Genomic DNA, 11,427 nt, shown 5'->3' on the forward strand with positions numbered 1-11,427 from the left:
GCATCCTTTAATTCTGGACTATAGTTCATAGTGAAAGCTCCCTTCCTGTGATAGCTATATACTACCACAAAAGTAATTATCTTTCACTGACAATTATCCTAACACACAGGGAAATATGCTCCTATCCAAGTCACTTCCGGCTCCACCTTAAAAACTTTTGGAAAAGTAGTTGGCTAATTTTAAAAGGCTGATGCATTAACAGTAAACTTGCAGGGCGTCTTTTTTCACCATTTTGCATGGCTTATAGCGTTCACAAAACACATTCACAAAATCTTCACAAAAAATTAGCACTCACCTCTTGACAGTGCTAATAATGCGTGTTATATTACAGATAGAACAAATGAAGAGAGATAAAAGAAAAGGTATTCCAGATGTTCGAAGAACTAGAAATGATAATACAGCAGACTGGATCGTGAAGATCTAGGGAGCTTTTGAAAGGAGATATGACTTATGTTAATGCCTAGTATTTTTGGAGAAAACTTATTTGATGATTTCTTTACACATTCTATTATGATGACAAAGATGAGAAGAAAGCGGAAAAGAAGCTGTACGGAAGAAGAGCACAGAATCTCCTGAAGACAGATATTAAGGAAAAACCGGAAGGTTATGAACTGATTGTTGATGTTCCTGGCTTCAAGAAAGATGAAGTCAAAGTTGCATTGAAAGATGGTTACTTAACTGTCAGTGCAGCAAAAGGTCTGGATGAAGACGATGAAGATAAGAAGGGACACTACATCAGACGTGAACGTTACGCAGGAGCCTGCGAGCGAAGCTTTTATGTAGGCGAAGAAGTGACTCAGGAAGACATTAAAGGTGAATACAAACATGGTATCCTGAAACTGTTTGTTCCGAAGAAAGAAGCAAAACCAGTTTCCAATGATCCGAAATATATAACCATTGAATGATAATGATAACATCTGATTGATAAAAAGCTCGTGGTGTTGCCCGAAGATTTCGGGCAGTACCCTTTAAATATAATTGTAAGTAACAGTCGAAAGACTTGAATATAGATTTGTTTGTCATGAAAAGGAGAGATGACTTATGTTAATGCCTAGTATTTTTGGAGAAAACTTATTTGATGATGATTGGATGAATTTCCCGTTTAACGATGAGTTTTGGGGCAAGAAGAATCCGCTTTATGGTAAACATGCGCAGAACATGATGAAAACGGATATCCGTGAAACAGACGGTAGCTATGAACTGGATGTCGATCTTCCGGGATTTAAGAAAGACGAGATTCAGGTACAGCTGAAAGATGGTTATCTGGTACTTTCTGCTGCAAAGGGACTGGATAAAGATGAAAAAGATAAAGAAGGTAATTATATCAGGCGTGAACGCTATGCGGGCAGCATGTGCCGAAGCTTTTATGTAGGCGATGCAGTAAGCGAAGAAGACATTCATGCAAAATATGAAAATGGTATTCTGAAACTGTCCGTGCCAAAGAAAGCACCTGAGAAAATAGAAAAAGATGGTTATATTGCCATTGAAGGTTAAGGAAATCTCCTTATAGTCGGGGCTGTCGCATCAATGATTAGGAAATCATAGGTGCGGCAGCATCTTTTTGCCTTTTTTAAGGCGAAATATTCTCCCTTTCATTCTGTTTCTACAAGAAGGCGAACTTTAATAAACCTTTTCTGGAAAAAGGTTCGTTTTCAGGATTTACTTTTGACCTGTCAAAATCAGGCGGTTTGTTTGAGTGGAAATAAATGCCGCCCTGTCCTTCCTGCCTGAATCTTATGATGAAGCTTGTTTATGTTATACCCGATCGCCAGCAAGATACTCTGGGCGGTTACATTTGCTTTCCTTCGATATAAATATCGCCTGAATTCCATATCCTCTTTAATGTTTGCAAAGCTTCCTTCCACCTGTATGCTTCGGTTCATTCGAAGCTGTGTTCCATAATCACTGGTAACCCGTTTTATTGTTTCCTGACGTTCTTCTTTCATCTTTTTCGAAATATACAGTATTTTCTGCCGATGGAAAACCTATTTATCAGCCGTATGTCATTAAGGTACTGAATACCATTAACTTTTCAAAAAGTCTTCATTACAATCCTTTCGCCTATATAAAGTCCGAAAAGGATATTTTGAAACTGGTTACGGTCATTATGGCAAATACCAAAGGTGAAGGCGAAAAGGAAAATCAGGACTTCTGGTATAAAGCGGAAAGACTTTTATATACTGCCCTGATTGCTTATATCTGGTATGAAGGAAGTGAAGAAGAGAAGAACTTTTCTACGCTTCTGGATCTTCTGAATGAATCAGAGGTAAGAGAGGATGATGAAGAATATCAGAATCCGGTAGATCTTCTGTTTGAGGAACTGGAAGAGAAAGAACCGGAACACTTTGCAGTGCGTCAATACCGCAAATATAAACTTGCGGCGGGCAAAACTGCAAAAAGCATACTGGTTAGCTGTGGAGCCAGACTTGCTCCCTTTGATATAGCGGAGCTTCGTGAGATCATGTCCTATGATGAAATGGAACTGGATATGATCGGTGACCGGCTGACAGCATTGTTTCTCATTATGTCGGATACAGATACCACATTTAACTTCGTGATTGCTATGCTGCAGTCCCAGCTTTTCAACCTGTTGTGCGATAAAGCAGACGATGTGTATGGTGGCAGGCTGCCGATCCATGTGCGTGTCATCTGTGACGAGTTCGCAAATACGGGAAAGATTCCCAATATGGACAAACTAATTGCAACGATCCGAAGCAGGGAAATCTCTGCTTCTATTATTTTGCAGTCACAGTCGCAGCTGAAAACCATGTATCAGGACGCAGCAGACACGTTGGTGGGAAACTGTGATACGACGTTATTCCTTGGTGGGAAAGAGAAATCGACGCTAAAGGAAATCAGCGAGATTCTTGGTAAGGAAACCATTGATCTGTATAACACTTCTGAAACAAGAAGTAACCAGAAGTCTTATGGACTGAATTACCAGAAGCTCGGAAAACAGCTGATGACGGAAGACAAAATTGCGGTGATGGATGGAGGAAAATGTATCTTGCAGATCAGAGGGGCTAGGCCATTCTTTTCTGATAAATATGATATTACCAAACATCCGAACTACAAATACCTGTCAGATGCTGATCCAAAGAACTGGTTCCGTCCAGAAATTGAATTAAATCCGCAGTATGTACCGAAGCCGGAGGAAGAGGTCGAGGTTACAGAAATAGATCTTACACAGGAAAGTGAATAAGCGGAAATCCAAAACAATTCCATTTGCAGAAGCAAGTGTTCAGATAGATGGGAGCGTAGAGGATCGAATAAAGAAGAAAGGAGAACGCCGGTGATGGGTCTTGGAGAAAATCAGGACTTGCTCCCAGATCCGTCACTTGGCGGACAAATCAAATTACAGAACCGGCTTATAAGATTATATGGCATTTTTCAGCAGTGCAGTCAGCACTCTGTCCACGCTGGTTACAGCAATCGGCGCTGGCCTTGGTGTGTGGGGAGTGGTAAACCTTCTGGAAGGTTACGGAAATGACAACCGTGCGACACGTTCGTAAGTGAAAAGCTTACGCACAAAGTCGAAGGGCAATTGTAGCCCGAAACTTTGGAGAACTGATATTCCGATGGGTGAAATGAGGGGGTAACGTCCCGAAGCGCCACCCTAATACTCCGAATGGCGGGGAGCATGCAACGGCTCTCTCCAAAAGTTTATAGAGCTCGGTGAAGTCGGCAGAGAGCAATCGTAAGACTGGTTTTCAGGTCAGACACGAAAGCTGTCCAGAGGTGGATGGTGTTGCCTATATGCCGGGGGTCGGATATCCATGGTGAGAATGTATGAAAATACTGACGAAATTCCGAATGTACGAGTCTAAACGTTGATGCTGTCGAAAGGCAGTACACCTTTCATGGTGGTATCTGTGGGCGAGTAAAATTGGTTGTTATGAAAGTCCATGCATCGTTACAGGCGGTGCGGTTATGCATGACCAGATACAGGCTTAGAGGAAGAACCTAAAGATATCCAATGATAGGAATATCGGAACGTGGAAAGCTGGGAACACGGAGGCGGTTGCAGGCCAGTGATTGCAATAACATCCGTAACCGGGTGGATGAAATTATTTTGAATGAACTGATTTATGTATAAGGGGGAGTGGCTATGAGATATCGGATTGAATATGCTGATGGACGGTGTTGTAATTTTGCCAATAGCCGGAAAGAGCTTTTGGAATGGGTGAAACTTTTAAAGGATGAAGAAATTGCGGACATTCGAAAAATCTACAAAAACGGTGTAACAGATTCTGTATATGAGAAGTATCAGAACTATGTGAACAGGAATGTCGGATAGGAAGGAGAAGACATGGTGAAAGCCATACATTTTATTTTGAAAATCATGTTATTGCCTGTAATAGTTGCTCTGACAGTAATAAGACTGTTCGCAGAGTTCCTTGCAGGAATATCATCAGTTATCTTCCGGAGTATTGCAGGTATTTTTCTTCTGACAGCATTGCTATGCTATGGCTTTGGTCTGGATAGTCCCGGTGAATGTCTACAAATGGTATTGGCTGGATTCCTGTTTTATCTCCTGCCATGTACGGTTGAAATGGTAATTGCAGGAATTGTACTTATAGAAGAATGTATTCGCTCTTTTACATAGGAATAGGGCAGAAAGGGACACGATTATGAAAAGAGAATTAGTGGAAAGCTACTTCGACTGGAATGAGATCAGGTTGGAGGCATATTTGCGGATTGACCCGGAGTTAATTGAGTTGGAGAGGGAGTGTGAGGAAACAATGGATGAATTGGAGCCATATATCGAGCAGTATGGACATGAGTTCTGGACAATCATTGACCGTATCGTATCGGCAAGACATGCAGTAGAAGCCTATGTCAGCCGGGAAATGTATATCCGGGGCTTTCTGGATTATGAACGTCTGGTGTGTGAGATAGAAAGGGATGTATGAGGATGAAAGAGGAAGCATTGAAGGAATTTGTGGATTTTATCATTCAGGAACGGATGCAGAAAGCGTTCAGCCAGATGAAAGTCGGAAAAGAGGCGGATAGAGAAGACGAGATTGAACGGAAGTATCAGGAGGCGGTTGCATTACTTCCAGAGGATAAAGAACAGGCAGTCCGGGAATACTGTGATGCCATTTTTGATAGTGGTGCAGATGCTGAGCAGCTCTTTTACCGATTGGGGTTGAGGGATGGGATTCGGTTACAAAAGATTATTAAAAATATTCTTAAGGAACTATCTTAGCATCTGAAAATGCAATCAAAGGCGATATAACATGAGTAGAAATATGGAATAAAAGAGAATAGTGAGTAATTCAAAGGGCATCAACCGTAAAAAAGTTGGTGCCTTTTTTGCTACCCCCAATGGGCACTGTCTGAAATCACTGGTCGGTGCCTGTTTTTTTGTATTTGAAAAAATACAAAAAAATTTTTAAAACAGGTCAACTTTTACCCTTCCCAGTCCTGTATTAGTAGAAGGATAAAAAATGCAAGAAAAAATCATGTTGTGATTTGGTAAAACCATTTGAAGTTTACATACGGTGGCATTTACAGGAGGTTTTACTAAAATACTGTGCTTTTTAGAACAGAAACGGAAGAAAGAATAATAAAAATGTTAGAAAATCTCATTTTTATTTTGCATCGGATAAAGTCACTTGAATTTAGTATGTGAGGGCATTTTTAGAACCTTCTGCGTACCTTGACAATTTCATGAGTTTCCTGACTGGTGAACAGACTTACGCTATGACGTTTCTAATGGAAATTGAGCGAAGAAATAATGACACTCCCGGAGATGGGCGGGCTGCTCAGAGCCTTAGAGCAGTTGCCTGCGTGCAGGCAGAGGTGGTTTGCAAGAGCCACAGCCAGTCAGGGTGAAAAAACAAATCCGGAAAACTTTTTAAATAAAGGCGTATGCCTGAAAGAAAGAGGTGATGAAAGTGAGATATCTGAAAGTGGAAGAGATGCAGCTGATTTACTGGTTTGGCTGTCCAAATCTGAAGAACACAAAGGAAAGGCTGCGGTCTGTTGCTTTGCTTGCGACAAAGTACAGTTTACAAGGGACTACACAGGGTAGGTATCTGACGGGAGGGGTGCCGCCAGTCAGATTTTCCATGTGATGTTCAAGCTGTCGCTTGTGGCGGCTATGGTGGTGATCATCAAATCCACCACACGCCGCTTGTCATCAAAAGATACATTCTCCCAGGTATCGAGGTAGCCGGAAATCTGGCTGACCTGTTCCGGGCTGATGGCCTCCACAGTCAACTCCGCTATCCTTGCCAGAAGTTCCTGCTTGCGCCCGTCCAGTTCCGCTATCTTCACATTCACATAGGAGAACAGGACATTGTTTGCCCCCGTCAGACTGTCCACCAGCTTTTCAATCTCGCTGTCTACATGGGCAAGTTCCACTTGCAGGGCGGTGATTTTCGGGTTTGCCTTTGCCGCTTTCTTTTTTCCTGTCAGCGTCTTGTAGCTTGCCAGCTTCTTTACCATCTGCTGATAAACAACCGCTTCCAGTTCCGAAGTGATGATTTTCCCACAGCCAGGACAGCTTTTATTGTCCAGCCGTTTCGTGCAGCGGAGATACTGTTTGCCGGAGGGATTGTAGATACTCATAAGAGCATACCCGCAATTCCCGCACTTGATTTTTCCTGCCAGCCATGTGTGGGTGGCTTTCCGGGCAGACTGGATTTTCATGTTGTTCATCAGCTTCTTGCGGCAGGTCAGCCAGGTGTCGGAGGGGACGATACCCTCATGGGGAGCCAGTACCAGCATTTGGTCTTTTAAGTCGTTTTTCTTGCTGGCCTTTACATCTCGCCCTTGATACAGATAGCAGCCGTTCATGCCCGTAAAATCGGCAACGTCATTGACAATGACTGTACCTTGACTTTTGAAAAATTCGTACACATCAAGGTCTGCCTGCACATAGACAGGATTGCGTAACATCTGCGCCAGCGTGGGGCGTATCAGCTCTTTGCCATGGAACAAAATCCCCTGTTCGGCAAAGTACCGGGTAATGTCCCCGTAGGAAGTTGTGGGCTGGGCGTACATCTCAAACATCAGCCGGATATTGGCCGCTTCCTCCGGGTTTACCACCAGCTTCTTTGTGTTGATACCGTCCATCTTGATAGGCTCCGTATGGAAGCCGTAAGGGGCTTTCCCGCCCATCTTAAAGCCCCGCTGACTGCGGGAGTAGTAAGCGTCCGTTACCCGCTTCTGTATCGTTTCCCGTTCAAGCTGGGCGAACACGATACAGATATTCAGCATGGCCCGTCCCATCGGCGTGGAGGTATCAAACTTTTCCGTAGAGGACACAAACTCCACATTGTACTGCTGGAACAGCTCCATCATGTTGGCAAAGTCCAGAATGGAACGGCTGATACGGTCGAGCTTGTAAACCACGACCTTTGCAATCAAGCCCCGCTTGATGTCCCGCACCAGTTCTTGAAACTTCGGACGGTCTGTGTTCTTGCCGCTGTACCCTTTGTCTGTGTATTCCTTGCAGTTACCGCCTTTCAACTCGTATTTGCAAAATTCAATCTGGCTTTCAATGGAAATGCTGTCCTTTTTGTCTACCGATTGTCTTGCATAGATTGCGTCTATCCGATTGTTCATATTGTCGCTCCTTTTCTTAAAAAAGAAACGGAGCTGCTGACAGTTCTATTATACCGCCAGCAGCCCCGCAAATCAATGATGGGTTTGGAAAACCTTATGTCCCGGCTTCCTCACTCTCCCGCTTGTCGGCGTACTTGCGGAACACCTCATAAAGCTGCTGTTCCAGTTCCCGGCGTTTGGCTGCTTCCTGTTCCGGCGTGAACACCGGGGAGAGATTTTCCAGTGTGATTTCCTTTCCCTGAAAAGTCACGATTTCGATTTCCTTTTTGTATCTGATATTACTTATAAGATCACCTTTCCTTTCCATGCTGCCGCTGTTGCCGTTTCAGTTCCGCTAAAATCTCCGGCGGGATACGGTCAACCAGCCGCCGCATATCGTCCAGTTCGCTTTTTAACTTCGCCCGTTCCATCGTGTCATTCATCTTGCCTTTTTCGCTGGCCTTTGCCCTGACTTCCAGCTTTTCATTTTCCGCTAACAAGTCATTGATTGTGACCTTGTATTTTTTCAGTTGCCCGGAGAAGTTCTCCATCTGCGGAAACCACTTTTTCAGCATGGAGAGGGCTTCCTCTTTCTTCTTTCCGGCGTTCAGCGGGGTAATGCCGGAGAGAACCGCTTCAATGGCCCTCGCCTGTTTGGAGAGGTTGACCGCCTGTTTGAACAGCCGGGTGGGGATATGCTTCCGGCCCGTCTTGCTGGCGCTTTCCCCACGCTCCAGGTCGGGGTACTGCTCCACCATACAGGCGTGAAAATCGTCCTGCCACTTCGTCAGATTGGCCCGGTTGCCGATAATTTCTTTGGCGCACAGGCGGTTGTCCTTTGTCAGCGGCACAAAGACCAAGTGCAGATGGGGCGTTTTTTCATCCATGTGTACCATAGCCGAAACGATGTTCTCCCGGCCCACCCGGTCAATGAGGAAGTCCGCCGCCCTCTGGAAGTAGGCCGCTATCTCCTTTGGGGACTTGCCCTTGAAAAACTCCGGGCTGGCGGTAATCAGCGTGTCCACAAACCGAGTGCTGTCCTTGCGGGTGCGGCATCTGGCCTGCTCGATGCGGCTCTGAATGAAATGGTAGTAGCGGCCATCCGGCTTGACGATGTGGAAATTGTACTTGCTCCGGCTGGTGTCAATGTCCGGGTTGCTGGCGTACTGCTCCTTTTTCCGTTCATGGTGGGCTTCCAGCGGCCCCGCCGGGTGGCCCTTGTGCTTCTCAAATCGCAAAATTGCGTGTTGTGCCATTGAACTCCTTTCCCCATTCCATTCCTTTCCGGCGGGTTTTCCCGCCGAAAATATCTCTGATAGGATTGGAATGGAATGAATGTAAATAGATGGTTTTAATCTCTGTATTTCTATATACCGTCAGATTTCCGTACTTCAAGAGGATTGATTTTCGTACTCGCCAAGTACGGTTTTCAGCCCTCCGGCGTACCATAACCGGATTTCTTGAAGTCGGTGTTTGGAACCGCTTCATAGGATTTCGGGTAAATGCGGTTGGGTTTTCCACAGCCCTGTTTCTGGATTTCCACCAGCCCCGCATACTGCAACTCCCGCAGGGTGTTGACCGCTTTCTGCCGCCCGCAGCGGAGCAAAGCGACCACCTCGCAGATGGGGTAGTACAGGTAGACCCGCCCGTACTCGTCCGCCCAGCCGTTCTTCCGGGACAACTCCGCCCGGCGCAGGACAAAGGCATACAGCACCTTCGCTTCGTTGCTCAAGGGCTGGAATGTGGGTGCTTCAAAAAGGAAATTGGGGAGCCGGGTGAAACTGAACGCCTTTTCCGGCTGGTGAATATAAATCGTGTTTGTCATAGCGTGTTTTGTGGACGGTTAGAGGCCCGTTTTCCGGGGCGAATGATAAATGATACCAGCCGCCCCGGTTGAGGGCTTGCGGAGCCTTGCAAATCAAGGCTTTTCCCGCTCTTAACTGTCCACAGCAGACCTCCTTTTCCGTTCACTTTCTGTTTTCTGCCGCCTGTGAACTCTGGCGGCGCAGTCCGGGCAGTATTTGCCCCGGTTGGACTTCGGGACGAACACACCGCCGCACTCCGCACAGCGTTTCAAGTCCCTGTCCCGGTAAATCTCCGCTTCCAGCGTCCTGTCCAGCGGCAAGACCGCCCAGCGGAACCACTTGCAGCAGACGGAGAACGAAATCATCTGCGGACAGGCGCAGGTGTCGCCATCGTCCAGCGCAAGGCAGTTTCCGTCCTCGCAGTTGCAGCACTCCCGGCGTATCAGGCCGCTGGCTCGTCTCTTCTGGGGCGGGGTTATGCGGTAGGGGGAGCCGTCCGGCCTGTGTTCCAGCGGCGGCAGGTGTTGATAGGGTCTTTTGCTCATGCGTCCCTCCGTTTTCTTTGGCGTGTTCTGTTTCCAAGGTGCTTGTCCATCGATGAACTATCCCAAGTCTACACCTTTTTGACCGCCTGTGCCGTATATCCAAGAGGTAGGAAATCAGCCTGAAAAACTCCCTATTTCCACGCTCTCGGATTTGTGATATAATCAAAAAAAGATAAAAGACAAATTCAGGTTTCTGGTCTTCTTGCACAAAATAAAGGAGGAGCTATTATGCAAATTGTTTATATTCCAAGCGAATCAATGTCTGTTCAAGGTAAAAAAGATGAAATCTATAAAAGATATGGGAAAGACTGGAATATTAGAGAACAGGGAGGAGGTAACGGAAATTGGTTGTTGACCAGAAAAAGTGATGTGCTTGTAGATGGAAAAAGTTATCGTACTTTTGTACTTGAACACTACGGTAAATCCAAGCTGACAGCGAAGCTTGTTGATAAATTTCGTGAAGATGTAGCAAATGGTAAAATAAAACTGTAAATGCCTATGCCGTTATGCTATGAGCATAGTACATAGCATAACGGCTTCTCTTTCGTTGAGCTAGCAAGGAGGGTGAATATGTCTTTATCCATACAAGAGCGATTAAAAGACCTACGTGTGGAGCGTGGCTTGACGCTGGGGCAGCTTGCGGAGCAGACCGGGCTTTCCAAGTCTGCGCTGGGCAGTTACGAAACGGAAGACTTCAAGGACATCAGCCACTATGCCCTTATCCGGCTGGCGAAGTTTTACGGTGTGACCGCTGATTATCTGCTGGGGCTGTCTGAAATGAAAAATCACCCAAACGCCGATCTTGCAGACCTGCGTTTGAGTGATGAAATGATTGACCTGCTGAAAAGCGGGAGGATAGACAATACCCTGCTGTGTGAGCTGGCGGCGCACCCGGATTTCCCCCGGCTGATGGCTGACCTTGAAATCTATGTGAACGGAACGGCACTGAAACAGGCGCAGGGTGCAAACGCCATAGTGGACACGATGAGCGCAACTGTTATAAAAAAGCATAATCCTGGCATGAGTGATACGCAGTTAAGACAGCTTATCACCGCCCATATTGATGAGGACGAGTTTTGCCGCTATGTGATACAACGGGACATAAACGGGATTGCCCTTGCTCTGCGGGAAACACACAAGGACGATTTTTTCAGCGTCCCAGAGGATAACCCGCTAAAAGAAATGCTGGAAACTGCTGGTGAAATCGTCAGCCAGGACAGCGACACGGAACAAGCGTACTTGGCGTTTATCTGCAAACGGCTCAAGCTGAATTTTAGGAAGCTGTCAGTAGAAGAACGGAAGTGGCTGAAAAAGATTGCGGAAAAATCCGACTTGCTGAAGAATCCAAAACCGCAGAGAGGACGAAGATAAAAAATGCCTGAACGGCGGTTCTGGTTTTTCAGAACCACCATCCAGGCATTTTGTTTAGTAATAGAAAAAGGTGCAGTTGATTATTGCGTATTGTCAATCTCTCTCAAACCGGGTAGTAAAAATACGGCAAGCGCAACGATGATAATGCCAAT

Annotated in this window: 12 protein-coding genes and 4 pseudogenes; 10 read left to right on the forward strand and 6 right to left on the reverse strand. The window is 45.7% G+C overall.

Annotated features, from left to right (window positions below):
• The first annotated feature begins 450 nt into the window (after window positions 1–450).
• Together ACTQWB_RS18270 and ACTQWB_RS18275 are read left to right on the forward strand one after the other, a co-directional pair.
• A pseudogene (locus ACTQWB_RS18270) lies at window positions 451–905 on the forward strand (Hsp20/alpha crystallin family protein).
• Window positions 906–1,041: 136 nt separating this feature from the next.
• The gene (locus ACTQWB_RS18275) at window positions 1,042–1,494 is read left to right on the forward strand and encodes an Hsp20/alpha crystallin family protein (protein ID WP_138344525.1); all 453 of its coding nucleotides are present in this window, start codon (window positions 1,042–1,044) and stop codon (window positions 1,492–1,494) included.
• A 185-nt stretch (window positions 1,495–1,679) separates the two neighbouring features.
• Here the strand turns inward: ACTQWB_RS18275 and ACTQWB_RS18280 are convergent.
• Window positions 1,680–1,976, reverse strand: a pseudogene (locus ACTQWB_RS18280) (transposase); the annotation flags it as partial.
• A gap of 23 nt (window positions 1,977–1,999) precedes the next feature.
• Between ACTQWB_RS18280 and ACTQWB_RS18285 the strand changes: the two are divergent.
• The 6 genes and pseudogenes from ACTQWB_RS18285 to ACTQWB_RS18310 form a co-directional block, all read left to right on the forward strand.
• Window positions 2,000–3,202, forward strand: a pseudogene (locus ACTQWB_RS18285) (VirD4-like conjugal transfer protein, CD1115 family); the annotation flags it as partial.
• 178 nt (window positions 3,203–3,380) lie between these two features.
• Window positions 3,381–3,509, forward strand: a pseudogene (locus tag ACTQWB_RS18290) (Maff2 family mobile element protein); the annotation flags it as partial.
• Window positions 3,510–4,108: 599 nt separating this feature from the next.
• On the forward strand, window positions 4,109–4,297 hold the full coding sequence (locus ACTQWB_RS18295; protein ID WP_302577706.1) for a hypothetical protein: 189 nt from the start codon (window positions 4,109–4,111) through the stop codon (window positions 4,295–4,297).
• A gap of 334 nt (window positions 4,298–4,631) precedes the next feature.
• Entirely contained in the window at window positions 4,632–4,913 is a 282-nt protein-coding gene (locus ACTQWB_RS18300; protein ID WP_177298193.1) for a hypothetical protein, read from the forward strand.
• A 2-nt stretch (window positions 4,914–4,915) separates the two neighbouring features.
• Window positions 4,916–5,209, forward strand: a complete 294-nt coding sequence (locus ACTQWB_RS18305) for a hypothetical protein (RefSeq protein ID WP_302577708.1) — start codon at window positions 4,916–4,918, stop codon at window positions 5,207–5,209.
• A 691-nt stretch (window positions 5,210–5,900) separates the two neighbouring features.
• The gene (locus ACTQWB_RS18310) at window positions 5,901–6,080 is read left to right on the forward strand and encodes a hypothetical protein (RefSeq protein ID WP_441502850.1); all 180 of its coding nucleotides are present in this window, start codon (window positions 5,901–5,903) and stop codon (window positions 6,078–6,080) included.
• Here the strand turns inward: ACTQWB_RS18310 and ACTQWB_RS18315 are convergent.
• The 5 genes from ACTQWB_RS18315 to ACTQWB_RS18335 all read right to left on the reverse strand — a co-directional run bounded on the left by ACTQWB_RS18315 (window position 6,064) and on the right by ACTQWB_RS18335 (window position 9,904).
• A complete protein-coding gene (locus ACTQWB_RS18315) occupies window positions 6,064–7,575 on the reverse strand; it encodes a recombinase family protein (RefSeq protein WP_002575864.1) in 1,512 nt (503 codons plus the stop codon). The two genes, ACTQWB_RS18310 and ACTQWB_RS18315, sit on opposite strands and share 17 nt — an antisense overlap.
• A gap of 94 nt (window positions 7,576–7,669) precedes the next feature.
• The gene (locus tag ACTQWB_RS18320) at window positions 7,670–7,825 is read right to left on the reverse strand and encodes a hypothetical protein (protein WP_002575863.1); all 156 of its coding nucleotides are present in this window, start codon (window positions 7,823–7,825) and stop codon (window positions 7,670–7,672) included.
• A gap of 40 nt (window positions 7,826–7,865) precedes the next feature.
• A complete protein-coding gene (gene mobV / locus ACTQWB_RS18325) occupies window positions 7,866–8,810 on the reverse strand; it encodes a MobV family relaxase (protein ID WP_002575862.1) in 945 nt (314 codons plus the stop codon).
• Between the two features lie 173 nt (window positions 8,811–8,983).
• Complete coding sequence (locus tag ACTQWB_RS18330; RefSeq protein WP_002575861.1) at window positions 8,984–9,379, reverse strand: replication initiator protein A; 396 nt, start codon at window positions 9,377–9,379, stop codon at window positions 8,984–8,986.
• A 111-nt stretch (window positions 9,380–9,490) separates the two neighbouring features.
• Window positions 9,491–9,904, reverse strand: a complete 414-nt coding sequence (locus ACTQWB_RS18335; RefSeq protein ID WP_002575860.1) for a cysteine-rich VLP domain-containing protein — start codon at window positions 9,902–9,904, stop codon at window positions 9,491–9,493.
• Between the two features lie 228 nt (window positions 9,905–10,132).
• On the opposite strand from ACTQWB_RS18335, the gene ACTQWB_RS18340 reads away from it, so the two are divergent.
• Both ACTQWB_RS18340 and ACTQWB_RS18345 read left to right on the forward strand, forming a co-directional pair.
• The gene (locus ACTQWB_RS18340) at window positions 10,133–10,396 is read left to right on the forward strand and encodes a hypothetical protein (RefSeq protein ID WP_002575859.1); all 264 of its coding nucleotides are present in this window, start codon (window positions 10,133–10,135) and stop codon (window positions 10,394–10,396) included.
• Between the two features lie 78 nt (window positions 10,397–10,474).
• On the forward strand, window positions 10,475–11,275 hold the full coding sequence (locus ACTQWB_RS18345; RefSeq protein WP_002575858.1) for a helix-turn-helix domain-containing protein: 801 nt from the start codon (window positions 10,475–10,477) through the stop codon (window positions 11,273–11,275).
• Window positions 11,276–11,427: the final 152 nt, after the last annotated feature.

Source organism: Blautia sp. HCP3S3_H10_2 (assembly GCF_052122375.1).
GTDB lineage: Bacteria > Bacillota > Clostridia > Lachnospirales > Lachnospiraceae > Blautia_A.